General features: G+C 61.2%; 24 protein-coding genes and 2 pseudogenes. 12 read left to right on the top strand and 14 right to left on the bottom strand.

The annotated features are described in order from the left end of the window. The first annotated feature begins 398 nt into the window (after positions 1-398). The 4 genes from DWA01_RS12725 (at position 399) to DWA01_RS12710 (ending at position 3,797) form a co-directional block, all read left to right on the top strand. Positions 399-1,271 (top strand): DMT family transporter, encoded by an 873-nt coding sequence (locus DWA01_RS12725; protein WP_114286210.1) that lies wholly within the window; start codon positions 399-401, stop codon positions 1,269-1,271. A 103-nt stretch (positions 1,272-1,374) separates the two neighbouring features. Further along, positions 1,375-2,649 carry a phosphopyruvate hydratase gene (gene eno / locus DWA01_RS12720; RefSeq protein WP_114286209.1) on the top strand — a complete coding sequence of 425 codons (1,275 nt, stop codon included), beginning with the start codon at positions 1,375-1,377 and terminating at the stop codon, positions 2,647-2,649. 175 nt (positions 2,650-2,824) lie between these two features. Then, positions 2,825-3,277 (top strand): MEKHLA domain-containing protein, encoded by a 453-nt coding sequence (locus DWA01_RS12715; RefSeq protein ID WP_114286208.1) that lies wholly within the window; start codon positions 2,825-2,827, stop codon positions 3,275-3,277. An 88-nt stretch (positions 3,278-3,365) separates the two neighbouring features. Then, positions 3,366-3,797, top strand: coding sequence for a cupin domain-containing protein (locus DWA01_RS12710; protein ID WP_114286207.1), 432 nt, complete (start codon positions 3,366-3,368; stop codon positions 3,795-3,797). A 93-nt stretch (positions 3,798-3,890) separates the two neighbouring features. On the opposite strand, the gene DWA01_RS12705 is transcribed toward DWA01_RS12710, so the two are convergent. Beyond that, complete coding sequence (locus DWA01_RS12705) at positions 3,891-4,952, bottom strand: anhydro-N-acetylmuramic acid kinase (RefSeq protein ID WP_235008544.1); 1,062 nt, start codon at positions 4,950-4,952, stop codon at positions 3,891-3,893. 115 nt (positions 4,953-5,067) lie between these two features. Here DWA01_RS12705 and tyrS point away from each other — a divergent pair, with 115 nt between their 5' ends. Next, positions 5,068-6,321 (top strand): tyrosine--tRNA ligase, encoded by a 1,254-nt coding sequence (gene tyrS, locus DWA01_RS12700; protein WP_114286205.1) that lies wholly within the window; start codon positions 5,068-5,070, stop codon positions 6,319-6,321. Positions 6,322-6,433: 112 nt separating this feature from the next. Here the strand turns inward: tyrS and DWA01_RS12695 are convergent, their stop codons facing one another. The 3 genes from DWA01_RS12695 to DWA01_RS12685 all read right to left on the bottom strand — a co-directional run bounded on the left by DWA01_RS12695 (position 6,434) and on the right by DWA01_RS12685 (position 8,525). Further along, positions 6,434-7,396, bottom strand: a complete 963-nt coding sequence (locus tag DWA01_RS12695; protein WP_114286204.1) for a DUF3179 domain-containing protein — start codon at positions 7,394-7,396, stop codon at positions 6,434-6,436. Positions 7,397-7,477: 81 nt separating this feature from the next. Next, positions 7,478-8,026 carry a peptidylprolyl isomerase gene (locus DWA01_RS12690; protein WP_114286203.1) on the bottom strand — a complete coding sequence of 183 codons (549 nt, stop codon included), beginning with the start codon at positions 8,024-8,026 and terminating at the stop codon, positions 7,478-7,480. Then, positions 8,019-8,525 carry a peptidylprolyl isomerase gene (locus DWA01_RS12685; RefSeq protein ID WP_114286202.1) on the bottom strand — a complete coding sequence of 169 codons (507 nt, stop codon included), beginning with the start codon at positions 8,523-8,525 and terminating at the stop codon, positions 8,019-8,021. Before DWA01_RS12685 ends, DWA01_RS12690 begins: the two co-directional genes overlap by 8 nt. Positions 8,526-8,717: 192 nt before the next feature. On the opposite strand from DWA01_RS12685, the gene DWA01_RS12680 reads away from it, so the two are divergent. From DWA01_RS12680 to DWA01_RS12655, 6 genes are all read left to right on the top strand, one after another. Beyond that, entirely contained in the window at positions 8,718-9,908 is a 1,191-nt protein-coding gene (locus DWA01_RS12680) for a phosphoglycerate kinase (RefSeq protein WP_114286201.1), read from the top strand. Positions 9,909-10,069: 161 nt separating this feature from the next. Next, complete coding sequence (locus DWA01_RS12675) at positions 10,070-10,999, top strand: class I fructose-bisphosphate aldolase (RefSeq protein WP_114286200.1); 930 nt, start codon at positions 10,070-10,072, stop codon at positions 10,997-10,999. Between the two features lie 176 nt (positions 11,000-11,175). Next, the gene (locus tag DWA01_RS12670; RefSeq protein ID WP_114286199.1) at positions 11,176-11,478 is read left to right on the top strand and encodes an FtsB family cell division protein; all 303 of its coding nucleotides are present in this window, start codon (positions 11,176-11,178) and stop codon (positions 11,476-11,478) included. A 147-nt stretch (positions 11,479-11,625) separates the two neighbouring features. Then, positions 11,626-12,615 carry a pyruvate dehydrogenase (acetyl-transferring) E1 component subunit alpha gene (gene pdhA, locus DWA01_RS12665; protein WP_114286198.1) on the top strand — a complete coding sequence of 330 codons (990 nt, stop codon included), beginning with the start codon at positions 11,626-11,628 and terminating at the stop codon, positions 12,613-12,615. A gap of 12 nt (positions 12,616-12,627) precedes the next feature. Beyond that, the gene (locus tag DWA01_RS12660) at positions 12,628-14,019 is read left to right on the top strand and encodes a pyruvate dehydrogenase complex E1 component subunit beta (RefSeq protein WP_114286197.1); all 1,392 of its coding nucleotides are present in this window, start codon (positions 12,628-12,630) and stop codon (positions 14,017-14,019) included. Between the two features lie 12 nt (positions 14,020-14,031). Then, positions 14,032-15,345 (top strand): pyruvate dehydrogenase complex dihydrolipoamide acetyltransferase, encoded by a 1,314-nt coding sequence (locus tag DWA01_RS12655; protein ID WP_114286196.1) that lies wholly within the window; start codon positions 14,032-14,034, stop codon positions 15,343-15,345. Positions 15,346-15,520: 175 nt separating this feature from the next. Here the strand turns inward: DWA01_RS12655 and cysE are convergent, their stop codons facing one another. Then, the gene (gene cysE / locus DWA01_RS12650; RefSeq protein WP_114286195.1) at positions 15,521-16,330 is read right to left on the bottom strand and encodes a serine O-acetyltransferase; all 810 of its coding nucleotides are present in this window, start codon (positions 16,328-16,330) and stop codon (positions 15,521-15,523) included. Between the two features lie 81 nt (positions 16,331-16,411). Here cysE and DWA01_RS12645 point away from each other — a divergent pair, with 81 nt between their 5' ends. Further along, positions 16,412-16,768 carry a TraR/DksA family transcriptional regulator gene (locus tag DWA01_RS12645; protein WP_235008542.1) on the top strand — a complete coding sequence of 119 codons (357 nt, stop codon included), beginning with the start codon at positions 16,412-16,414 and terminating at the stop codon, positions 16,766-16,768. A 65-nt stretch (positions 16,769-16,833) separates the two neighbouring features. Here the strand turns inward: DWA01_RS12645 and DWA01_RS12640 are convergent, their stop codons facing one another. The 9 genes and pseudogenes from DWA01_RS12640 to DWA01_RS12600 all read right to left on the bottom strand — a co-directional run bounded on the left by DWA01_RS12640 (position 16,834) and on the right by DWA01_RS12600 (position 25,580). Next, on the bottom strand, positions 16,834-17,544 hold the full coding sequence (locus tag DWA01_RS12640) for a DUF2793 domain-containing protein (protein WP_114286194.1): 711 nt from the start codon (positions 17,542-17,544) through the stop codon (positions 16,834-16,836). Then, positions 17,537-21,437, bottom strand: a pseudogene (locus DWA01_RS12635) (baseplate multidomain protein megatron). Before DWA01_RS12635 ends, DWA01_RS12640 begins: the two are co-directional and overlap by 8 nt. Further along, a complete protein-coding gene (locus tag DWA01_RS12630; protein WP_114286193.1) occupies positions 21,437-22,042 on the bottom strand; it encodes a C40 family peptidase in 606 nt (201 codons plus the stop codon). The pseudogene DWA01_RS12635 and the gene DWA01_RS12630 overlap by 1 nt, the downstream one beginning before the upstream one ends. Further along, positions 22,039-22,926 (bottom strand): DUF2163 domain-containing protein, encoded by an 888-nt coding sequence (locus tag DWA01_RS12625; RefSeq protein WP_114286192.1) that lies wholly within the window; start codon positions 22,924-22,926, stop codon positions 22,039-22,041. Before DWA01_RS12625 ends, DWA01_RS12630 begins: the two co-directional genes overlap by 4 nt. Further along, entirely contained in the window at positions 22,923-23,555 is a 633-nt protein-coding gene (locus DWA01_RS12620) for a phage distal tail protein, Rcc01695 family (protein ID WP_114286191.1), read from the bottom strand. The genes DWA01_RS12625 and DWA01_RS12620 overlap by 4 nt, the downstream gene beginning before the upstream one ends. A 190-nt stretch (positions 23,556-23,745) precedes the next feature. Further along, positions 23,746-24,396: a phage tail tape measure protein gene (locus DWA01_RS12615; protein WP_114286190.1), complete on the bottom strand. Its 651-nt coding sequence runs from the start codon at positions 24,394-24,396 to the stop codon at positions 23,746-23,748. Beyond that, the gene (locus DWA01_RS12610; protein ID WP_235008543.1) at positions 24,393-24,626 is read right to left on the bottom strand and encodes a rcc01693 family protein; all 234 of its coding nucleotides are present in this window, start codon (positions 24,624-24,626) and stop codon (positions 24,393-24,395) included. Before DWA01_RS12610 ends, DWA01_RS12615 begins: the two co-directional genes overlap by 4 nt. Before the next feature lie 223 nt (positions 24,627-24,849). Then, positions 24,850-25,158: pseudogene (locus DWA01_RS23615) on the bottom strand (gene transfer agent family protein); the annotation flags it as partial. Further along, positions 25,158-25,580 carry a phage major tail protein, TP901-1 family gene (locus DWA01_RS12600; RefSeq protein WP_114286211.1) on the bottom strand — a complete coding sequence of 141 codons (423 nt, stop codon included), beginning with the start codon at positions 25,578-25,580 and terminating at the stop codon, positions 25,158-25,160. The gene DWA01_RS12600 and the pseudogene DWA01_RS23615, both read right to left, overlap by 1 nt. Positions 25,581-25,618: the final 38 nt, after the last annotated feature.

Raw genomic sequence — 25,618 nt, 5'->3', positions numbered from 1 at the left:
CTGGGAGGCGATCGTTGATGCCTGTTGCGATGCCTGGAACCGCCTGGCCGCTGAAACCGGGCGCATCAAATCAATCGCAACGCGAAACTGGGCAACCACCGGTCAATGATTGGGCGGGTTGGTATTATACCATATTTAGCCCATTTTTTCCATGTTTCGTTGGTGAGCGCCTCAACATTTCCCGTTGGCTTTTTTGATCACAGACCCGGTGAGTAGCGGAATATGGATTGAGGACTCCGGCCAGTCATCCGCAACTCTCAGATGCCCTACAACTCAACAAAGCGCGCCAATGTAAATTGCGATTACCTGATATATTTACTCCGCGACGGAAAAACACTTTCATTTCTGTCAAAACCGTTCTAACCGGATTCTCAGACACTCTGACAGGATCCCTTCTCATGGAAAATATTCGCGGCATCGTGCTGATGATCACCGCCATGGCGGCTTTTTCGCTGGAAGACATGGTAATCAAAACTGCCGCAGAGACACTGCCCACGGGTCAGATCCTGGTCATTCTCGGCGCTGCCGGGGCACTTGTTTTCGCTCTGCTCAGCCTGAAGAGCCGCAAGCGGCTGTTTACCCGCGACGCACTGTCAATGGCGGTCCTGCTGCGCAGCGCCGGCGAGCTGGTCGCCGCGCTTGGCTATGTCACCGCGCTGGCGCTGGTGCCGCTGGCCACTGCTGCGGCTATTTTGCAGGTCACACCGCTGGCAATCACTATGTTTGCGGCCCTGTTTCTTGGCGAATCCGTTGGCTGGCGCCGCTGGAGCGCGGTGTGCATCGGTTTTTTCGGCGTAATTCTGATCATTCAGCCCGGGCTCGACGGGTTTCAACCCGCCTCGCTCTTTGCCCTGATCGGCGTCGCTGGCCTGGTACTGCGCGATCTGGCAACCCGCCGCATCCCAGCCCAGGTGTCCACATCGGTTGTGTCTTTTTACGGCTTTATCGCCATTTTTGTGGCCGGTATCTCGCTGCTTGCCAGCGGCCAGCAAAGCGTGATGCCGGCGCCGGGTCTTATGTTGTGGCTGGCGGCAGCAGCGCTGTTTGGCACCACCGGCTATTACGCCATTGTTGCTGCCATGCGCCTTGGCGATACTGCAGCGATCATTCCGTTCCGCTACGCGCGCCTGTTGTTCAGCCTGGTGATCGGCGTGCTTGTTTTCGCTGAGTACCCCGATAATCTGACGCTGCTTGGCGCCACGATCCTGCTGGCAACCGGGCTTTATTCCTATGCGCGCGAACTGGTTCTGGCACGGTCCGCCACCGCCTGATCCGCCTTCGCTACAGTGCAGCGTTACCGCTACCGGCGCGCAGTTTACTTTTCTGCTGCATACGCTTAAAAGGGGCCAAATCTCTCAAGCAAGGACCTCTCCCATGAGCATTATCATCGACATCATCGGCCGCGAAATTCTGGACAGCCGGGGCAATCCTACCGTTGAAGTCGACGTGATCCTCGAAGACGGCACTCTCGGCCGCGCCGCAGTTCCTTCCGGCGCCTCCACCGGCGCGCATGAAGCTGTGGAGCGTCGCGACGGTGACAAATCCCGCTACATGGGCAAAGGTGTTCTGGAAGCGGTGAACGCGGTGAACGGCGAGATCGCCGAACTGCTTGTGGGCATGGATGTGACTGAGCAGGAAGCCATCGACGCCTCGATGATCGAACTTGACGGCACGCCCAACAAAGCCCGTCTTGGCGCCAACGCCATCCTTGGTGTATCGCTTGCCTGTGCCAAAGCCGCTGCCGATTACACCGGCCAGCCTTTGTTCCGCTACATCGGCGGCACCTCGGCCCGCACCCTGCCGGTTCCGATGATGAACATCATCAACGGCGGCGAACACGCCGACAACCCGATCGACATTCAGGAATTCATGATCATGCCGGTGTCGGCAAAAGACGTGAAAGACGCCATCCGCATGGGCGCCGAAGTGTTCCACACGCTGAAAAAAGAGCTGTCTGCTGCCGGTTACAACACCTCCATCGGCGATGAGGGTGGCTTTGCCCCGGCGCTGTCCTCGACCCGTGACGCGCTGGACTTCATTCTCGCCTCGATCGAAAAAGCAGGCTACAAAGCCGGCGAAGATATCTACCTGGCGCTCGACTGTGCCTCGTCCGAATATTACGTCGATGGCAAATACGAGTTGAAAGGCGAAGGCAAATCGCTTTCCTCCGCTGAAAATGCCGCCTATCTCGCCGAGCTGGTCAATGACTACCCGATCATCTCGATTGAAGACGGTATGGATGAAGACGACTGGGACGGCTGGAAAGCGCTGACTGATCTGATCGGCGACAAGATCCAGCTGGTCGGCGACGATCTGTTCGTGACCAACCCTGTGCGTCTGGCCCGTGGCATCAAAGAAGGCTCTGCCAACTCGATGCTGGTGAAGGTGAACCAGATCGGTACGCTGTCTGAAACCCTGAAAGCGGTGGATATGGCGCACCGCGCCCGTTTCACCAATGTGATGAGCCATCGTTCCGGTGAGACCGAGGACGCCACCATCGCCGACCTTGCTGTCGCCACCAACTGCGGCCAGATCAAAACCGGCTCGCTTTCACGTTCTGACCGTCTGGCGAAATACAACCAGCTGATCCGGATTGAAGAAATGCTGGGCGAAACCGCCGTTTACGCCGGGCGTTCGATCCTGCGTTAATGCGATGAAAAATTAAAGGAAACGCCGCCTGCCTTGTGGTCAGGCGGCGTTTTACATTTTGCCTTCGGCGAGGATATTCAGGCAAAGAGAAAATCTGGTACTTTTACGCTTTTGCGCAGGGATACCATCCGTTAGCGTCTGATCGGAAAACATTTATCGACACAGGGCAACTCCCATGCACGTCCCGTCTTCAGACAATGATTTTGGTGCGCCTCACGCTGCCCTGCTGCTGTCCAGTTTTGCGCGTGTGACCGGTCGCCCGCTGATCGCTGACGCAACAGCGCAATCCCTGTATCAAAGCAGCCAGATCGTGCTGTCTCACAACGGTGCAGAGGACCCGGTGCTGACCTACGGCAACCTGGCGGCACAGACGCTTTGGGAAATGTGCTGGGCAGATCTGACCCACTTGCCGTCCCGACTTACCGCGGAACCGCAGCATCGCGAGACCCGCGCTGAGATGTTTGAACAAATGCGCAGACGGGGCTTCATCGACAATTACGCCGGTATCCGTATCAGCGCCTCAGGCCGGCGTTTTCGCATACACAAGGCCGTCATCTGGCCCCTGATCAACGCCGCGGGCGTAAAGTTTGGGGAAGCTGCCACTTTCAGCGAATATGAATATCTGTAATGGGGCCTGATCCGGGCTCGCCGCACGCCCGGTTCACCCGTAGCATCAAGTCGATACCCCTGATTTCCGCCATTTCCGGAGACCCGATATGAATGCCACCGACCTGATCACCCGGCTCAATCTCGCGCCCCATCCTGAAGGCGGGCACTATCGCCAGACCTGGGTGGCAAGTGGCGACGGAGGTGACGAGCGGCCTGCTGGCACCTGTATTTATTTTCTGTTGCAGGCCGGTGAGGTCAGCCACTGGCACCGGGTCGATGCGGTGGAGATCTGGCATTTTTACGCCGGGGCGCCGATTGTTCTTTCGATTGCAGAAACCGAGGCCGGTCCCGCACAGGAACATATACTGGGGCCGGATCTGCTGTCGGGCCAGGCACCGCAACTGATCGTGCCCGATCAGCACTGGCAGTCAGCCCGCAGTCTTGGCGACTGGACCCTGGCCGGATGTACCGTCAGCCCGGGGTTTCAATTTGAGGGGTTTGAGATGGCGCCCACGGGTTTTGACATCCCGCGCGCATAACAGTTGCCGACAATCCGGCGTTTATGGCCGCACCCTGTGCCCGCATTCATGGCCGCCTCCGGCACTGCACCCGGCACTCACCGCAGGCCGCTCTCAGGGCCGGCTGATCTGACCGCCACCGACAGGCGCCGCCACACCAGTGGTGCCCGGTGCCGAAGTCGGCAGGCCACGCAGCACCCGCACTGCCAGATAGGCAAAGGCCTGGGCTTCCAGGTTGTCGCCGTCCAGGCCAAGGTCTTCAACCGGCAGCACGGCGCACTCCAGCCCCGCCGCCAGCATCGCCATCAGCACCGGGTTTTTGCGCCCGCCCCCAGTGACAAACACATGCGACACCGGGGCCGGGCAATGTTCCATGCCGCGCATCACCGCCGCCGCCGCCGCCGCTGTCAGGGTCGCAGCCGCATCCTGATCCCCCAGTTCCGCCACTGCGCTGAGCAGGTCGGCAAAGGCGTCCCGGTCCAGAGATTTGGGCGGCAGGCGGAAAAAATACGGGTCATTGAGGAACGTCTCAAGAAGATCGTCGGCCACTTGCCCGCACGCCGCCATCGCGCCATCCTTATCAAAGCTAACTCCAAAACGCGCCTGCATCAGATCATTGACGGGCGCGTTCGCCGGCCCGGTGTCAAACGCCAGCAAAGCGCCGGGAGCCTCGGGGCAGGTTTTGGTCGGATCAACCCAGGTGATATTGCCAAGGCCGCCGAGATTTAAAAACGCCACCGGTTGGGTCAGCCCGGCCCAGCGGGCGCAGGCAAAGTGGAAAAAAGGTGCCAGCGGCGCGCCCTCGCCGCCCATTGCCACATCATTGCTGCGAAAGTCCCAGACTACTGGCCGCTGCAGGATTTCTGCCAGGATGCTGCCGTCCCCCGCCTGATACGTGCCACGCCCGCGTGGCTCATGCGCCAGCGTCTGACCGTGAAAGCCAATCAGCCCGATTTCAGGCTGGGCCTCGATCATCGGCGCCAGCGCCGCTGCATGGGCTGTCTCAATCAGCTCAACGCACGCCTCAGAAGCGCTCCAGCCGCCAAGCTGGGAGCCGAGAAGCACTTGTTCTGCCTCACTATAGGGCCGGAACCCCACCTCGCCAAACGCGTGGATACTGTGACCATCGGTCAGCAATGCCGCCACATCCACCCCGTCAAGCGAAGTGCCAGACATGGCGCCAAGCGCCCAAATGGCTTCTCTGTCATCATTGCGTTGCAACGGCACTTCCCCTTACACCCGGGTCCCGATATAGAAGAGACCGACACCCAGCAGAATGGACAAAAGGCCGATGACCTACCACCCCAAATCAGACTTTATGGCAGTGATGATGGAGCGCGGTTTCCTGGCGGACTGCACCGACTATCAAAGCCTGGACGAAGCGTTGATCAAGGGCGTGGTTCCGGCCTATATCGGCTTTGACGCCACCGCCACCTCACTGCATGTGGGATCGCTGATCCAGATCATGATGCTGCGCTGGCTGCAGAAAACCGGCCACAAGCCGATCACCCTGATGGGCGGCGGCACCACCAAGGTGGGTGATCCGTCTTTCCGCGCCGATGAGCGCCCCCTGCTGACGGATGACAAGATCAACGAAAACATCGCCGGCATCAAAAAAGTGTTCTCCGCCTACATCACCTATGGTGAGGGCGAGACTGACGCCTTGATGCTGAACAATGCGGAATGGCTTGAAGGGCTCAATTACCTTGAATTCCTGCGTGACATTGGCCGCCATTTTTCGGTGAACCGGATGCTTGCCTTTGAAAGCGTGAAATCCCGGCTGGACCGCGAACAGTCGCTGTCCTTCCTCGAATTCAACTACATGATCCTGCAGGCCTATGACTTCCTTGAGCTGAACCGTCGTTATGGCTGTGCGCTGCAGATGGGCGGCTCGGATCAATGGGGCAATATCGTCAACGGCATCGACCTGACCCGGCGGGTGATCGATCAGCAGATCTTTGGCCTGACCTCACCACTTCTGACCACATCCGACGGCAAAAAGATGGGCAAAAGCCAGGACGGCGCGGTCTGGCTCAATGCGGATCTGAAATCGCCTTATGAGTTCTGGCAGTTCTGGCGCAATACCACCGACGCGGACACCGGCAAGTTCCTCAAACTTTACACCGAGCTGCCGGTTGAGGAATGCAACCGGCTTGGCGCGCTGGAAGGCTCTGAGATCAATGAGGCCAAGATCATCCTCGCCAATGAGGTGACCAGGATGCTGCACGGCGACAAAGCCGCTGCTGCTGCTGCGGCCACCGCGCGTGAAGTGTTTGAAAAAGGCGGCGTTGGCGAAGACCTGCCCACCGTGGCGCTGAGTGCGGCGGACCTGGGTGACGGTATTTCCATCGTGCAGCTGATCGTGAAATCCGGCCTGGCCAAAACCGGCAAAGAGGCCAAGCGGCTGATTGCCGACAATGGTGCCAAAATTGATGACAAGCCGCTGACTGACGCCGGTCTGATGCTGAAAGCCGCAGACCTTGCCAGCCCGGTCAAACTGAGCGCCGGCAAAAAGCGCCATGCTCTGGTGACACTGCAGGGCTGAATTCGCATCTGATACCCTGAATTAACAGTCACCCTGAATAAAAGGCGTCCCGCAACAGTTGCAGGGCGCCTTTTTTGTCGTCTCCGCCTGGATCAGGCCAGGGCAGCCCGGTTCAGCCGTCAACCATCCATGTGCCGTCGGGCCAGAACGCATGAAAGGCAAAGGCAAACATCACGTCATGGGCGATGTCATTGCCGTCCGCATCCCGCACCCGCACATTGCCCACATCGCGGCCCTTGCCGATGCTTGCGGTGTCCAGCGCGGAGGCCTGCCCGGCTTGCCAGCTCAGCACCAGACCGGCCTCGCGTATCTCACCCAGGTCCGCCAGTCGTTGCAAAGGCCAGGCCCGTTCGCCAACGCGGATCACCCGTGACAGCGCCGGAATATCAAACGGCGGCAGTTCGCCGGAATACAGGAACGGCCGGTACAAGCCGTCATACCCTTTGTACGGGTTGCGCCCATATGCGCGGCGCCAGTCGGGCTCGTCCATAATCAACCCGTCCGGATTGCGTTCCCGGAAAATGGCGAGGCTCTCCATCCAGACCGGCAGCATCGTCAGTTCCTTGCCGTTCATCTCGCCGACAATGCCAACACCCACCGCCTGCTGCCACCAGCTTTCGGTCTGGCGGTCATACATCACCATATCGGAATTGCGCAGCTTGCCCGAAACACCAAAGGACAGCTCGCGCCCCTCCAGCCGGCGGTCAAAGACGATGGCGGAATTGCACAGCGGGCAAAAAGTCACCGCCACCGGTGTCGTGCCGATCATGTCGTTCACAATCTCATGCCAGGTCAGGTAGCGGATCGGATAGGCGCGCGGCACCTCGCCCTCCAGCTCCACCACGATCACCGGCTCGCGCGGCGCGATACGGGCCTCATCGGCGACAGCAATGAAGCTCACCTCATCCAGCGCCGGAATGCCGTCTTTGGGCGGTCCGCCAGACATGATTTCGCCCCAGGCCTCCACGCTCGTCCTGGAAAAATCTGTATTGGGCCATTCCCGGGCCCATTGATCCGGGTTGGCCGCTGCAAGTCCGGCCCACAACAAACCCAGCAAAAATATCGCAATACGCATAAAAAAAGCCCTCCTCCCGGCAGCGTGCCAGAAGAAGGGCCTTTCAGATAGGGCACCTCACCCGAAGGTGAAGCCCCGCGATCACTCGGTCTCGGTGACTTTGACCATCACGTCAGGTTTGCCAATCACCGAACCGTTGGGCCCGGTGCCGCGTTTGATCGCGTCCAGCACCTCAAATCCACCGGTCACTTTGCCCACAACGGTATATTGCCCGTTGAGGAAAGAAGCCGGCGCAAAAGTAATGAAAAACTGCGAATTGGCCGAATTCGGGTTTTGCGAACGCGCCATACCAACAACACCGCGGGCATAGTCTTCATTCGAAAACTCAGCTGGCAGATCCGGCAGATCGGATCCGCCCATGCCAGCGCGGCTCATATCACCGTCAAGACGGCCAAATTCCACGTCGCCGGTCTGCGCCATGAAACCCTCGATCACCCGATGAAACACCACCCCATCGTATTTGCCTTCTTCGGCAAGCGTGGTGATGCGTTCTACATGTTTCGGGGCCAGATTTTCCAGCAGGTCAATCGAGATCACGCCATTGGCTTCGCCAGCGACGGTGATGTCGATGCCGGAGGCGAATGCGGGCGCAGCCATCAAAAGCGGCAGAGCGAGCAGCAGCTTACGCATCAGCAGCAACTTTCATCGAGATCATCCGGTCCGGGTGGGTCGGAGGCTCACCCTTCACGATCGCGTCCACATGGTCCATACCTTCAATCACCCGGCCATACACAGTGTATTGCCCGTTGAGGAAGTGGTTGTCGGAGAAGTTGATAAAGAACTGCGAGTTGGCGGAATTGGGATTCTGCGAACGGGCGGCGCCAATGGTGCCCCGGTCGTGCGGCAGTTTGGAGAACTCAGCAGCAACATCGCCCAGATCGGAGCCACCTGTGCCAGCGCGGCCAAGATTAAAGTCGTTTTCCATATTGCCATGCTGCACGTCACCGGTCTGGGCCATGAAACCCTCGATCACCCGGTGGAACGCCACGTTGTCATAGGCGCCGGAGCGGGCCAGCGTTTTCATGCGCTCCACATGCAACGGCGCCACATCCGCCAGCAGTTCGATGGTGACGGTGCCGCCGGTCAGTTCAATCAGGATGGTGTTTTCAGGATCTTTGATATCGGCCATCTGGCGCGTTCCTTCTGTGCAATTATTTGGCCGGGACAGTCTCATGGAAATCCACGCCGTGCAACCGTTTGTCTATTTCTTGGGCAATCAGACGCCAATACACTAATATCCCGGTGCTGCGCACGCAGCCTGCTTGACCTCAGGTCCGCGATCAGGTGAACAGAGGGCAACCGATATATGGGAGACTGCGACATGACCTGGAAAACGCTCGATGATCTGGACCTGAACGGAAAAACCGTACTGACCCGTGTGGATATCAACGTTCCGGTTGAAAATGGCAAAATCACCGACGCCTCCCGGGTTGAACGCATTGTTCCCACCGTGAAAGACATCCTGGCGCGTGGAGGGAAACCGGTGCTTCTGGCCCATTTTGGCCGCCCCAAAGGTCAGGTGAACCCCGAGATGTCTCTTGAGCCGCTGGTTGCTACCCTGGCAGAGCATTTTGGCGTGCCGGTTAATTTTGCCGCTGACTGTATTGGCGCCAAGGCCAAAACCGCCGTTGCTGCCCTGCCCGCCGGCGAAGTGTTGTTGCTGGAAAATACCCGTTTCCATGCGGGTGAAACCGACAATGACCCGCAGTTTGCGGCTGCGCTGGCTGCACTTGGTGATGTCTATGTGAATGACGCGTTTTCCGCCGCCCACCGGGCGCACGGATCCACCGAAGGCATCGCCCGCCTGCTGCCCGCAGCCGCCGGACGGCTGATGCAGGCAGAACTCCAGGCGCTGGAGGCCGCGCTCAGCGCACCGGTGCGCCCGGTCGCAGCCCTGGTCGGCGGAGCAAAGGTCTCCTCCAAACTGGAACTGCTGGGCAATCTGGTACGCAAGGTCGACTTTCTGATCATCGGCGGTGGCATGGCCAATACGTTCCTTGCCGCGCAGGGCATCGATGTTGGCAAATCGCTGGCAGAACATGACATGACCGAAACTGCGCGCAACATCCTGCACGCTGCCGGCGAAGCGGGCTGCGAGATCATCCTGCCCTCTGACGTGGTGATTGCGCGCGAATTTGCTGCCAATGCTGCCAATGAGACCGTCCCCGCCGATGCCTGCCCGGCGGATGCGATGATACTGGACGCCGGGCCTGACACAGTTGCCCGCATCGACACAGTGCTCAAGTCGGCCAAAACGCTGATCTGGAACGGCCCGCTCGGCGCCTTTGAAATCGAACCGTTTGACCGTGCCACCAATGCCGCCGCCGCAGCGGCCGCCGCTCTGACCCGCGCTGGCGACCTGGTGTCGGTTGCCGGTGGCGGTGATACGGTGGCGGCCCTGAACAAAGCCGGCGCCGCCGCAGATTTCACCTATATCTCCACCGCCGGCGGGGCGTTCCTGGAATGGATGGAAGGCAAGACCCTGCCCGGGGTTGCCGCGCTCGAGCAGTAAATACCAGCGCCCCGCCGCACTGGCGGGGCCTGACAGGCCGGATCTGAGATAAAAACCAGACCTTTAGCGCTAACAGATGGAATCCACACGCATTATTTGTTGTGCTGGAACCAAGCTGTGAGTAGGTCACGTCCCAAGCAATAACCGCACAGGAGCCAGACATGAAATCCACGCGCATCGTTCAGAAAATTCTCTCCAATTACGAGGGCGAAAATGCAGGCGTCAAAGGCAATCTTTGCCGCGTCCTGATGGAAGGCAAACTTGGCGGTACCGGCAAAATGATCATCCTGCCGGTGGATCAGGGTTTTGAACACGGGCCGGCGCGCAGTTTTGCCCCCAACCCGGCCGGTTATGACCCCCATTACCATTACCAGCTGGCAATCGACGCGGGCATGAACGCCTTTGCCTCACCTCTGGGCCAGCTCGAAGCCGGTGCCGATACTTTTGCCGGCCAGATCCCGACCATCCTCAAAATGAACTCCGGCAACTCGCTGATGTCTGACACCGCTGGCAAAAACCAGGCCGTGACCGCTTCTGTGGACGATGCGCTGCGCCTGGGCTGTGCCGCTATCGGTTTTACCATCTACCCTGGATCTGACTGCCAGATCGAGATGTTCGAAGAGATCGTCCAGCTGCGCAAAGAGGCTGCCTCCAAAGGCATCCCCACTGTGATCTGGTCCTATTCGCGCGGTGAAGCCGTCACCAAAGCCGGCGAAACCGGCATTGATGTTGCCGCCTATGCCGCCCAGATCGCAGCCCATATCGGCGCCCATATCATCAAGATCAAACTCTCCACCGATCACCTGATGCTGCCCGAGGCCAAAAAGGTCTATGAAGAGCAGCAGATCGACATCAGCACCCAGGCCGCACGCGTGCGCCACTGCATGGAGTCCGCTTTTGGCGGGCGTCGTATCATGGTGTTCTCCGGCGGCGCCAAAAAAGGTGCTGACAGCGTCTATGACGATGCACGTGCGATCCGCGACGGCGGTGGCAACGGCTCGATTATTGGCCGTAACAGCTTCCAGCGTGACCGCAGCGAGGCGCTCGCCATGCTGGGCAAACTGGTCGAGATCTACAAAGGCAAAGCCTGATCATCGCGACCGGAACACCGGCACTAAAACAAAGGGCGGCGGGCAACCAGCCGCCCTTTTTGTGACAAAATCGACTCAGATCTGCCAAAGGCGCATTTTTGGGATTCACAGTGCGAATCACCTGTGGCATAGTCTCTTCAGTCGCCCGGCAAAGAGGCGGCAAATGAGGCAGTAACATGCGAGCAGCACGAAAAAGACCGGGCTTCGGCCCGGTCGTCTACTTCGCCGTATTATTTGCGATCGGCACCTACTTCACCTTTGCCTCGGTACAGGGTGATTTTGGCCTGTTCCGCCGCATCCAGATCGAAGCCGAAGCCGAAACGCTGCGCGCTGAGGTGGCAACGCTTGAATCCCGGCTGCAACTGATGCGCAATAAAACCCGCCGCCTGTCTGACGATTTCCTTGATCTTGATCTGCTGGATGAACAGGTGCGCGACGTGCTGGGCATGGTACGCTCCGACGAAATCGTCATCCGCTGAAACCGCCCCACGCACTACCTCCCGTCTTCCAGCCTGATGAAACAGCCGTCTTTTTGGGCGGTGCAGTTTCCTGATGATTTTTCTCCCCCACTGCGCTATAGATAGTTTAACACTAAACTATTATCGTGACTTTGAGGAGGAGGCCGCATGGCGACCCGAAAAAGTACTGGAAAATCAAATACTTCCAAAGAAGAGCTTCTCGGCTTCTATCGTGAGATGCTTTTGATCCGTCGATTCGAAGAAAAAGCCGGCCAGCTCTATGGCATGGGGCTTATCGGCGGCTTCTGCCATCTTTACATCGGCCAGGAGGCCGTGGTTGTTGGTCTTGAAGCGGCGACTAAAGAAGGCGACAAACGCATCACCTCCTACCGCGATCACGGCCATATGCTGGCCTGTGGCATGGACCCGCGCGGCGTGATGGCCGAGCTGACCGGCCGCGAAGGTGGCCTGTCCAAAGGCAAGGGCGGCTCGATGCATATGTTCAGCAAAGAGAAACATTTTTACGGCGGCAACGGCATCGTTGGTGCCCAGGTGCCGATCGGCGCCGGTCTGGCCTTTGCCGACAAGTATAATGGCACAGACAATGTGACATTCGCCTATTTCGGCGACGGCGCGGCCAACCAGGGCCAGGTCTATGAGACCTACAACATGGCGCAACTCTGGGATTTGCCGGTTATTTTTGTCATCGAGAACAACCAGTACGCTATGGGCACTTCCGTGCAGCGTTCGACCAAATCCCCCAGCCTGTGGAAACGTGGTGTTGCCTATGGCATCAAAGGCGAAGAAGTCGACGGGATGGATGTGCTGGCAGTAAAAGCCGCCTCAGAAAAAGCGGTCGCGCATTGCCGCGCCAGCAAAGGCCCCTATATCCTCGAGGTCAAAACCTACCGTTACCGCGGCCATTCGATGTCAGATCCGGCCAAATACCGTACCCGCGAGGAAGTGCAGAAAATGCGCGAAGAACGGGATGCGATCGAACATGTGCGCACCATGCTTCTCACCGGCAAACACGCCAGCGAAGATGACCTGAAGGCCATCGACAAAGAAATCAAAGCGATCGTCAATGACGCGGCTGAGTTTGCCAAGGAAAGCCCCGAGCCCGCGCTTGAAGAGCTTTGGACAGACATCTACGCATAAGGGAAGACAAACATGGCTATTCAACTACTTATGCCGGCACTTTCCCCGACTATGGAAGAGGGTACCCTGGCAAAATGGCTGGTCAAAGAGGGCGACACGGTTGCCTCCGGAGACATCATTGCCGAGATCGAAACCGACAAGGCGACGATGGAATTTGAAGCGGTGGACGAAGGTATCATCGGCAAAATCCTGATCAGCGAGGGCACGGAAGGCGTGGCGGTGAACACCCCTATCGCGCTGCTGCTGGAAGAGGGCGAAAGCCTTGAGGATGCGGCAACAGCAACCGCGGCGCCCGCCTCTGAGCCAGCCCCCGTCGCCGCAGCAGAGCCCGCACCAGTCGGAGCGCCTGCTGCTGCGCCCGCCGTTACCCTGGCACCGATCGTGTCAAAAACGGTGGAGCCGGACTATCCTGCCGGCACCGAAATGAAGACCCAGACGGTGCGCGAAGCTTTGCGCGACGCCATGGCCGAAGAAATGCGCCGCGACGAAAACGTCTTCCTGATGGGCGAAGAGGTGGCCGAGTACCAGGGCGCCTACAAGATTTCTCAGGGTCTGCTCGATGAATTTGGTGCCAAACGGGTGATCGACACCCCGATCACCGAACACGGCTTTACTGGCATCGCTGTGGGCGCCGCGTTTGGCGGTCTGCGCCCGATCGTGGAATTCATGACCTTCAACTTTGCCATGCAGGCGATTGACCAGATCATCAACTCCGCCGCCAAGACGCTTTATATGTCCGGTGGCCAGATGGGCGCCCCGATGGTGTTCCGCGGTGCCAATGGCGCGGCGTCGCGTGTAGGGGCTCAGCATTCGCAGGATTTTGCCGCCTGGTATGCCGCCATCCCGGGTCTGAAAGTGGTGATGCCCTATTCGGCCGCCGACGCCAAAGGTCTGCTGAAGACCGCGATCCGCGACCCCAACCCGGTGGTCTTCCTCGAGAACGAAATGCTCTATGGCCGCACGTTCGACGTACCGGTTCTGGACGATTATACCGTGCCCTTCGGCAAGGCCCGCATCTGGCGTGAAGGCACTGACGTCACCATCGTATCTTTCAGCATCGGCATGACCTATGCGCTGGAAGCGGCGGATGAGCTGGCCAAAGAAGGCATTTCGGCTGAAGTCATCGATCTGCGCACCGTGCGTCCGATCGATTATGACACCGTGCTGGCCTCGGTGATGAAAACCAACCGCTGTGTGACCGTCGAAGAAGGTTTCCCGGTCGGCTCCATCGGCAACCATCTTTCGGCCACGATCATGGAGCGCGCCTTTGACTATCTCGACGCGCCCGTCATCAACTGTACCGGTAAAGATGTGCCGATGCCCTATGCTGCCAACCTGGAAAAGCACGCGCTGATCACCACTGCCGAAGTCATCGCAGCGGTGAAAGCCGTGACCTACCGTTAAGGAGACAGAGACATGACCATTGAAATTCTGATGCCTGCCCTGTCGCCGACGATGGAAGAAGGCACGCTGGCCAAATGGCTGGTGAAAGAAGGCGACACCGTTCAGTCCGGCGATCTGCTGGCCGAAATCGAAACCGACAAGGCAACGATGGAATTTGAAGCGGTGGAAGAAGGTGTGATCGGCAAGCTGATGGTGGCCGAGGGCACCGAAGCGGTTGCGGTGAACACTGTGATCGCGGTGATGCTGGAAGAGGGCGAAAGCGCTGGCGACATCGCCGCAGCTCCGGCTGCAGCGGCGGCTTCTGCTGAACCTGCAGCCACTGCTGAAACCACTATTGCTGCGGCACCCGCTGCCGCCCCTGCCCCTGCCGCGCCCGCCGCAGCAGATGGCACGCGGGTCTTCGCCTCACCTCTGGCCCGTCGCATCGCGGCGGACAAAGGGCTTGATCTGGCGCAGATCACCGGCACCGGCCCCAAAGGCCGCATTGTCAAAGCCGACGTTGAAGCGGCGCAACCAGTCGCTGTGGCGGCCCCGGCCGCTGTGGCACCTGTCGCTCAGGCTGCGGCTCCGGCGGCCAAAACCGCCGTTGCTGCCGGCATGTCGACGGAAACGATTCTGAAAATGTATGCCGACCGCGAATTTGAAGAAGTCAGCCTGGACGGTATGCGCAAAATCATTGCCGCCCGTCTGACCGAAGCCAAACAGACCATCCCGCATTTCTATCTGCGCCGTGATATCAAGCTTGATGCGCTGCTCAAATTCCGCGCCACGCTGAACAAACAGCTGGCGGCGCGTGGTGTGAAACTGTCGGTGAATGACTTCATCATCAAAGCCTGCGCCAATGCGTTGCAACAGGTGCCGGCGGCAAATGCAGTCTGGGCCAATGACCGGGTGCTGCAGCTGAAACCTTCCGATGTTGCCGTTGCTGTGGCCATTGAGGGCGGTCTGTTCACCCCGGTTCTGCGCGATGCGGATACCAAGTCGATCTCTGCCCTGTCAGCGGAAATGAAAGACCTGGCTGGTCGTGCGCGCGACCGCAAACTGGCGCCGCATGAATACCAGGGCGGCAGCTTTGCGATTTCCAACCTCGGCATGATGGGCATCGACAATTTCGACGCGGTCATCAACCCGCCGCACGGTGGCATCCTCGCGGTTGGTGCTGGCAAGAAACGCCCGGTTGTCGGTGACGATGGCGAATTAAGCGTCGCGACTGTGATGTCCACCACCCTGTCGGTGGATCACCGGGTGATTGACGGCGCGCTGGCGGCGGAATTCCTCAATGCGATTGTCGACAATCTGGAAAACCCGATGACAATGCTGGCCTGAGCCGCTGCGGCTGAAGTGCGGGCTGGCAAATTATAATGCCAGCCTGAGCCTCTCAGCCCACATTTTTCCGGTCAAAAACGCAAAAAGCCCCGGCGCTGATATCAGCGCCGGGGCTTTTTGATTTTTAATGTGTTCAGGCTGGAGCGTTCAGTTCGCGGTGTTCCCCCCAATGCTCTCAGGTAGGCGCGCTCAATAACTGATCCATGGTGACGGACGGCTGCGAACAACCAGCCTCGCCCACCACTTTGGCCGGAACCCCCGCCACCGTTGTGTTGGGCGGCACGTCATGCAGCACCACCGAACCCGCTGCGATGCGCGAACAATGGCCCACGTTGATATTGCCCAGCACTTTCGCGCCGGCACCGATCAACACCCCGTCGCCGATTTTGGGGTGACGGTCGTCGTCTTCTTTGCCAGTGCCCCCAAGCGTCACCGAATGCAGCATCGAGACATTGTCGCCGACCACAGCTGTTTCGCCAATCACGATGGAATGCGCATGGTCAATCATGATGCCCTTGCCCACACGGGCGGCCGGGTGAATGTCGATGCCAAATTGTTCTGACACCCGCATTTGCACCAGATAGGCCAGATCAAAACGTTCCTGCCGCCACAGCCAGTTGGCCACACGATAGGCCTGAATCGCCTGAAACCCCTTGAAATACAGCAGCGGCTGGATGAAGCGGTGACAGGCGGGATCGCGTTCATAAACCGCCACAATATCGGCGCGTGCCGACAGGCCCAGTTCCGGATCACTGCGATAGGCCTCATCGGCGATTTCGCGCAGCAACTGTTCCGACATTTCGCCCGACGCCAGTTTTTGCGCCATACGATAGGCCAGCGCCTTTTCCAGACTGTTGTGGTGCAGAATGCAGCCATGCACCAACCCGCCCAGCAACGGCTCTATGGCAACCGCTTCGCGGGCCTCATCTGTCACCCGGTTCCAGACCGGATCTATCTCTTGTATCGTGCTGTGTGTCTCAGCCATATCGCTTGCCTCGTATTATGCGGCCGTGTTCGGGACGTCCACTATACCACTAAGCACGATTTGACAAAATGCAATGCGGTGATGGATCATATTCTTGATATGAATGACTCTGAGCTTGAACATTACCGCGATGTGCTGGACGACGCGCTGACGCAGCTGGCCCTGTATGACGCCCGGGGCCGGACCGCTCAGCAGGTGGTCGCCCTTGATCAGCAGGCGGTCGGCCGGCTTTCGCGCATGGACGCGCTGCAAAATCAGGCCATGGCCAAAGCCACGCAGCGCCTGCGTGACCAGGACCGCCACCGCCTTCAGGCGGCCCTGGCGCGGATCAACAGCGACGAGTTCGGCTATTGCGTTGAGTGCGGTGACGATATTGCGAAAGAACGGCTGGAACGCGCGCCCGCCGCGCCCAAATGCCTGTCCTGCACCCGCGGCTGATTTAAACGCCCGATCAGACCGGGCACGATTGCAGCCGTCACATCAGCGCCACCCAAGCTCCCGGATCAAAGCGCCGGCAGGCTGAACCGCGCCAGATGCAGCGCAATCCGCACCGTGCCAGCGGCAAAATCACCGCCCTCACCGGTGAACAAAATCCCGGTATTGCTGTAGTAGGTCAGTGGCGTGCCGGTCAGCCCGCGCAGCCAGGAATTCGCCGCCAGCCCGATGCCGCTGCCATAACGATTGTCCGACCCGGTAACCCCGATGCGAAAACTGGTCAAAGCGCCGCTGACCACCGAGGTCACCCGCCCGGTCACCCCGTACACCACCGAATTCGCCGGGATCACCAGCGCCTCTTCACTGGTGGTGCCTACGCTCAGCACATGGTCGAACTCAACCACCTCAAAAATCATGCCGGCGCCATTGGGCGACAGGGTTACCGCGCCGCTCACCCAGTTGCTGCCGTCAAACAACGCCCAGGCATTGTCGGTCGCCACCCAGGCCCGGAAACCCGCCTTTGGGGTAACAAACACCCAGCCACCGCTGACAAACAGGGCAATCATGCCTGCCTGACCGGACCAGGCCGACACCGGCGCCGCGCCGACGCCGTAACAGTCGCCCTCCGCCGGCAGCCCCGGTGGTGTGTCCACGTTCACCCCCAGCAACACCAGCTGCACCATGCCATCCAGCAGGAGCAACGCCTCATTCATCGTCACATGTTTCTGTGCCTGCGCCGGCTGCAGCAAAGGCAGCCCCAATCGTGCGGTTTCATCCATCAATCACAATCCCTCTGAAAAGCCCCGGCCCGAAAGCCTCTGACAATTGCGCCACTTCAACCGTAAACGTGTTGCCCGTGACGCCGTCCGCGCTTTGATCGGCGGCGGCATAGGTCCAGGCCGGCGCACTCACCACCACTTCGCGCAGCACCGCGGCGCCCAGACGCACGCGCACCAAATAGGCCTCGCTGCTTTCCCCCAATGGCACCTCCACTGAGGCCCAGCTGTCGCCGTCCAGGCGCGTGCGCCGGACCCAGCTGAATGCGATATCGCTGCCCTGCCATGCCGCGCGCAGATGCACCGGCGACAGCGGCCGCAAGCCGATGCCGTCAAACGCCTCATCCTGGTGCAGATATGAGGGATCGTCATAAGACCGCCCCGCCGGCCCGATCCGGTAATGGCGCGACAGACCCCGCGCAGACAGCGCCATCTCAATCTGTTCCGGCACCCCGTCAAGCAGCACAAACCAGGCGCCCGGCGCATGATCCAGCGCCAGTGCATCACTGCCGGCCTGACCGCGCAACAGCGTTGTCAGCTCCCAGGTCTTACTGCCGACCAGACTGGCGTCGCGAAACTGGATGATTTCCCAATCGGTAGAGTTTCCACTGCCCACCGCGGCCGCATTGGCGCCGTTCAGCACCGCAGCCGCATCCACAGAGGCCAGATCGCCCGACAGCATATTGACCCGCAACAGCGCCCCCCGGTCCCAGACGCCCACAGGCCCAGCGACCATAGCGGTCTCGCAAATCCCCACCGCCGCGGCACCGGGCAACAGCCGGTTCAGCACATAGCCGCTGTCGCTCGCGGAGCTGTAAAGCGCCGCAGAGCCCGGCCAGGGCGACGCGGTCACCGCGATATGGGGGGGCGTGCGGCACCTCATCACCACGCAGCATTGGCAGATCCAGAAACAGCGGCAGCACCGGCACCGGCGCCACAAACCGGTCCAGCTGCGCTTCTCCCGCAATCACTGCTTCAGACGGCCGGTAAACGCCGGGCTCCACCCGTACCGCCTCAATCAGCTGCGATCCGGTCTGCACCACCCGATCCAGCCGGTAGCGCGCGCTCACGCCACCCTCCTCAAGCTCCACCACATCGCCGGCACCAAATCCCAGCCCCGACAGCGGCAGCGCAATCTGCACTGTGTCGCGTGCAATACGGCTTTCCGCCAGCCAGCGCTCAACGATCTGGCGCCCCTCGGTGGCGGTCAGCACCAGCGCCACTTCAGATTGGGACACCGCGTAGCTCACCTGATCCGGGAACACCGCCTCCTGGGAGCGCAGCGCAAAATCCCCTTCCGCCTCGACATAATTCAGCCGCACCCGCCCGGCGATTTCTGCCGCCGGAGCACGCACTCTCTGCACATGGCTGTCCATTTCTTCACTGAGCGCAATCGCATCAAACCCGACGGCACCATCGGCCAGCCCGTCCCGGCTCTGGAACGCCAAAACGCCCTCCCGCTCCACGGCGTCAAAGCCATAAGCCAGCATCAAAGGTTGCAATGCCGAACGCGCGTCCCCAATCCGGTCCACCTGATAGCCGCGCACCAGACCATACAGCCGCGATACATCCACATCGCTCACACCCGAGCGGGCGCAGATCTCGCGCACCACGTCGCTTAACGCCCGCGCAGAGGCGCGCCCGTTTAACCAGTGACCACGTTGATAGTTCGCCCCATCGCCCCAAAGCTCCGTGTTGGCCGGGAAATACGGAAACGGCCGCGCATCCCAGCTCCAGACATGGGCGCGGCTCATATCCACCATCGCGCTGCCATAGCTGGCCGAGACCGGATTGTTCGCCGCATCATTCCAATGGCGCGCCATGGCCCGCAGATATTGCATCTGGATGAAATCATCCCGCCGCCCGTCGGAATAATACGGCAAGGCGCTCTCAGAAGATTTCGGATCCAGAAACTTGTTGGGCTGATTGGTGCCCTTGTCGATCGCAGCGCAGCCCATCTCGGTGAACCACACCGGCTTGCTCGCCGCCACCCAGGCCGTTGCCGCCTCCTGGCGCACACCACCGATGCGCTCATGATGCGCGTTTTCCCACCATGCGCGAATGTCTTTGTAGCGCCACACCCAGGGCTCATTCCGCGCCCCGTCGGTGATGGTTGTACGGATCTGCGCCTCCCGGTGCTCGTCATAGGCGTAATACCAGTCATACCCTTCTCCGCCAGCGACATTGCCCGCCAGATAATCCAGGTTATAGATCGACCCGAAACCGGCATCCGCATGCACCTCGCCCGCGCGCCAGTCCGACAGCGGCATGTAATTGTCGATGCCGATGAAATCCACATTGGCGTCCGCCCACAGCGCGTCCAGCGGAAACAGCAGATCGTCGCCGCTCTGATAACCGGCATATTCCGACCAGTCCGCCGCATAGCTGATCTTGCACTCCGGCCCCAGGATGGCGCGCACATCCGCCGCCAGCCGCACCAGCTCCACGACTGCAGGAAAGCCGCTGTCGTCCTGAATGCGGCTGACACCGCGCAGTTCCGAGCCGATGCAGAACGCCTCGACCCCGCCTGCCAGCGCGCAAAGATGGGCGTAATGCAGGATCATCCGCCGCAGCGACCATTCCGCCGGGCCACTGTAACCAACAGTATCGGTACCGATGGTGAAATCCGCCACTTCTGCTGCGCCAAAAAACGCCGTAACCTCGGCCGTCGCCGCCGCAGTGCGATCGCTTGACCCCGCCAGCCCGGGCGCAATCGCCGTGGTGACGCGGCCGCGCCAGGGCAGCGCCGCCTGCTCGCTGGCCCCCCAGGGATCTGGCAGCGCATTGCCCGCCAGCTGATCCATCAGCACAAACGGGTAGAACATCACCTCCTGCCCGGCCGCCTGCAGCGCCTTGATCGCTTCAATGACCGATGCGTCCGTCGGCGTGCCACCATAGATCGCGCCCCCCTCCACCTGCGGCAGGACATAGGCCGCACCGCGCATGACCCCGGACACTGACCAGGGCATCGCGTCCCCCTCCACAGAGCTCTGCTCCACCCCCGGGCGCAGCTGACACTGCCCCACCCGCAGATCATCGCCAAACCAGGACACCACCAGCGACACCGAACCACAGTTGGGCATTTCTTCCACCAAAGCTTCAAGCGAAGTTGAGAAATCCGTCTTTGCCGAAGGCGAATTGATATTGGCGCTGCGCATCTGCCCCGGCGCGTCGGGATAATTCACCGGCGTTGTCGCCAGCGCATATTCGCCGGTGCCCGGGATCATCGCCACCGCCTCAACACTGCGCGCAATACCGTCCGCACTGCCAGGCTGCTCGGGCCGCATCACTTCAAAGCTGAACTGGGGCACCCGGTTGCCAAAAGGCGCCAGTTCCAGATCCTCAATCACCACATAAGCGGTGCCACGATAGGCCGGCACAGCGCCCGCGCCCTCAACCGCCTCCATTTTAGCGTCCGGCGTCTGATCCGCGCTGCCACTGTAGACCCGCATTGAAATGTCATCGCGCGCGATCTCGGCCCCGTCGGCCCAGATCCGACCCACCCGGGTGATCTCGCCCTCACACAGTGCAATGGCAAGCGACACCGAATAGGAATACTGCGTCACTTTCGGCTGGCTTGGCGCGCCCTTGCCACCGCCACCACTGGTGCTGCGGCTCTCCAGAAAACGTGACGCCCAGATCACCTGACCGGCCACCCGGATCCGGCCATAGACCTGCGCCACCGCCTCCCCCTCTGAGGCTCCGCTGAAGCGGAACCGGTCGACCTGGCCACTCTCCACTGCCGCGCTGCCCGCCCCAAGCAACCGCTGGTCGATGGCGCGGCCAAGGGAGGCCCCGACCGCGCGCCCGATCACCACCGAGGACAGGCCCAGCACACCGCCGCCTATTGAGGCCCCGGCCGCTGCCCCGACCGCTGAAAGTAAAATAGTCGCCATCAGCCAACCCTTTCCGGAAACGCAAAACAAGCCACGATCCGCCGCCGCCAGGGCGCAGAAAGAGGGCTTTCCACCACTCCGTGACCGCTATAGGCATGAATAAATGTGGGCGTGGCAGCCGCCTGAAACGCCGCGCCCGACCTGTGCGCCGCGCCCGTGAGGTCCCCGGCGTCTGTCCTGCGCGTTGCGCCCGCCTGGCGTGCTGCCGCCCCCAGGCTCATGACGCCCGCGGTGGCTGTTGTGGCCGCCGTGGGCACCCTGTCCGCCGAACACGCCGTGCCCGTACTGCCGGCAATGCCAAGATGTTTCGCCACCGCGCCCGCCCGCATCCGGAACAGGATCACATGGCCGCTCCCCATCGCGGGGATTTCTACAGGGCGCAACAGGCGCGCCGCCGCCTGCCACAACAGCTCATCGTTCTGCGGCTCGGACCAGTCGGCGCTATAGGGTGGCACCAGTTCGGGCTCAGTCCCAAACGCCTCGCGCCACAAGCCCCGCACCAGTCCCAGACAATCACAGCCCGCGCCGCGACAGGCCGCCTGATGCACATAGGGCGTGCCGACCCAGCGCCGCGCCCGTGCCGCCCAGAACGCAGCATCGCTCATGTCAGTGAACCGCCGTCATTGATCGATCCCGCGCGTGGCCAGGTCAGCATCCAATCTTCACCCGGCACATGCGGAAAGCCTTGAAAGTTATTGAAATTGTTAAACTTTAACTGACATGAACCCGGGGATCTGTCGCACCCGGCGGTGATCTGAATCTGATCCCCCACCGCCAGTTCCGCGCGCAGCTCCTGCCACAGCTCCAGCAGGCGCAACCCGCCCTCGACGCGGTCATTCTTCACCACACCGCTGAGCCCCGCTGCCATGCCATCCAGCACCGTCAGCGCCCCGTTTTCAAACCAGCGCAGCGCAAACCCACCCGGATCCGCCACCGATATTTCGCGGCCGCTGTCGACCGCCACCACGTCCAGCGCGGCCACATAACCCACTTGTGACAGGTCAAACTGACAGCGCGCATCGCCCAGCACCGCGCTGCAGGGCCGCTGATACACCCGGCCCTGAGGCTGGTTTAGCGCGTCACTCAGCCCGCGTAACTCCGCCCGGAACCCACCGCCCTGACGGGAAATCTCGCCCAGACTGCCGCGAAACAGCAGCAGCCGTTGCGACACGTCGTTGAAATTCACCAGCCAGGCCACCACCGCTGCACCGTCAAACCGCCCGGCCTCAATGTCCTCGTCCCGCAGCGCATCTGCGCTCAGCGCCCCAAGCGCCTCTGCATTGTCCACCGCCAGGCCGCTGCTCTGCTCCAGTGCCCCGGCGCTCAACCCGGTATCGGCGCGGAACACCACATTCTCAAACGTCAGATTCATGTCGTGATCACTGAAGCCGTAGACCACGCCGTCGCGCCGCGTCACCGCCCAGCAGCGGCACAGGCTGGTCACACCACTGGCCAGATGCGCCGCAAATTCCGCGCTGATCCCGCTCACAGCCGCAGCTCCAGCACCGGCACATCCGGCACTTCCCCGGCCTGGAAACTGGCGACCGAAGTGGCAATCCGGTCGGTGGCAAAGCGCACCGGCACGTCAAATTCAAAGCCGGCGGTGATGTTCACCCCGACCGCTGGCGCGGTGTCAAATGTCACCAATCCCGTGACCAGATCCACCGCCCAGTGCAGGATCTCGAACTGCTCCACCCCCTGAACCCCCATGCGCAGCGTGCCGCTGACCGGTTTATACACCGGCCGGCCATAGGTCTGCGCGCCGGAACTGTAATTCTTGCGCAGCTGAAACGTGGTTTTGACCCCGTCGCCCTGCGCAATAATCTGATCCTCAAACCCGGTCTCTGCTGACGCCGCCGCGGTTTTGTAGTCGGCCCAGTCCTTCCAGCGGAATCCGTAAAGCTGGCCCTGGCGCGCCTCAAAAAACGCCACCAGCGCCTCGATATCGTCCAGCGAACGCATGCCAAACCCGGCGTCATAGCGTCGCCGCGAATGCGCCCAGGGCGTGTTGCGTTCCTCATACCCGTTGGCCAGCGTCACGATCTCCGTACGCCGTTCCGGCCCGCCAATGGAGCCAAAGCTCAGATTGGCGGGAAAGCGAACCTCATGAAATGACATGACCGCCTCCTGATTTTTTTGTTGCTGATGGTATCAGACCGGTTGCGCCCGCTGAGCACTGCTCCGCTGCCGGTGTGGCTCAGTGCTTGCTGTCCGCGGTACCCGTTTCCGCTACCGGCGCGGCACAACGCTTGCTGCCTGCTATGCCCGGCTCCGCTGCCGGTTGCCGGTTGCGCCCGTTTGTACCCGGCTACCGGTTGCGGCTGCCCTGGCTGATCACCCGGCTTAACTGCGCTGCAATCTGGCTTTGACTGCGGGCAAACCCGGCCACATCCGGCGTGGTTATATTCATGGTGACATTGACCGCACGGCCGCCACCTGAGCTCTCCACCCCCAGCCTGCCGTCGGCCCCGCGCCGCAGCGGCATGATCGCTTCCGGCCCCGCCTCGCCCATCAACCCGGTGCCGCCACGCATTGGAAAACGCACCGGCCCGCTGACCACCGCACCGCTGGCAAAGGGCATCACCCGCCCCTGCGCGAACCCCGCGCCTTTCTCAAATGGCATCAGCCCCTGGATCAGCGCTTCCATGCCCCCGGCCAATACGCCGCTGACATGATCTGTGACCGGTCGCACCGCCGCCGAATAGGCCGCGTCCAGCATCGATTTGCTCAATCCCCGCAGCGCATCGCTCAGGCTACCGCCGTCAAACACCAGCCCGTCAAGCGCGTTGCGCAAGCCACGGCCGATGCCGCCCTCCAGCACCCGTACCTCGCGGCTGGTCTCAGCAAAGGTCGCCTGCATCCGCTGCAGCTCGCCGGAAAAGGCCTGGGCCATATCCACCGCCCCGCCCATCGCCACGTCCAGCGCCTCTATCCGCGCCTCAAAACTGTCCTCAGTCATTGCTCGCCTCCCTTCTTGCCAGCGCAGTTTGCCACAGAGCTAACAGGCGCATCCGGAAACGCCGCGCGCAGCTGCATCAGCCGCGCCCGCCCCATTGGTACCTCTGCCTCCCCCTCGCCCAGCATTAAACGCAGCTCATAAGGGGTCAGTGCCCAGAACTCCGCCGGTCGCAGCCCCAGCCCGCGCAGCCCCGCGCGCAATAATACCGGCCAGTCAAACCGCACCCGCACAGCCTTCGGCAACGCGCCTCGCTGCCGCTCCGGCACCACCGCCCGCACCCGGCCGGCTTCCGGCAGTTTCCGCAACAGGTTCGCCAGCCGCATCCGCCGCGCCATCTGCGCAATCTGCGCCGCCGAGCGCACTGTCGACAGCGTCCGCCGCGCCAACAACACCGCCGCCCACGCCACGGCCAGCGTCACCAGAAACCGTGCTGCCAGAGCCGTCCCCGGCGACCGGCGCTGAGAACGCGCGCAGCAACAAAAGCCCCGCCAGCCGCGCCGCCTGCACCGGTCCTCCGCCAATATCCGCGCTCAGCAGATCCCGGGCGCCCCCCTGCCAGCCGCCGCCGCGCAATCCGGCGACGATCAGCGCCAGCACATCGCGGCTTGAAAAAGCACCCTCTTCAAACCGCGCCACCAGCGCCAGAAGCGTATCTTCGCCGAGCCCCGCCTCCAGCTCCGCCAGCGCCCCCAGCGTCAGCCGCATCAGGTGGCGCTCGCCGTCGATCTGCAGCGCCACCTCTCCCCGCCACGGATTGGCCATCAGGTCACCGGCACCGGCACGAACTGAAGTGCCCCGGCCGAGGCCAGCGAGCCCTCGTAGGTGGCCTCGCCGTTGTGCGACCCGGCGTACTCGATCGAGGTCACCTGAAACGGGCCTTCGACAATACCGAAATCGGGTATGACGATCTGAAAATCCGGCGTTTCCCCGTCAAAGAAAAGCTGACGGGCGCGTTCATCCGTTCCCTCGTCGCGGAAAATGCCCGATCCGGAAATCGCCGCCGATTTCACGCCCGCACCGGATAGCAGCTCGCGCCATCCTCCCTGGCTCTCAAGGCTGGTGACATCCACGGTTTCCGCGTTGAAACTGATCCGCGTGGCACGCAGGCCTGCAAGAGTGTCGAACTGGCCGTCCCCGGTCATGTCCACCTTGACCAAGAGGTCTTTGCCGTTTTGGGCTGTCATTGTAATTTCTCCTGTTATTTCAGCGCGTTCGTTTGGAA

The sequence above is a fragment of the Candidatus Halocynthiibacter alkanivorans genome (genome assembly GCF_003333265.1).
Taxonomy (GTDB): Bacteria; Pseudomonadota; Alphaproteobacteria; order Rhodobacterales; family Rhodobacteraceae; genus Halocyntiibacter_A; species Halocyntiibacter_A alkanivorans.
The sequence above is the reverse complement of the archived record's forward strand: the minus strand, read 5'-3'. Positions and strand labels throughout refer to the sequence as shown.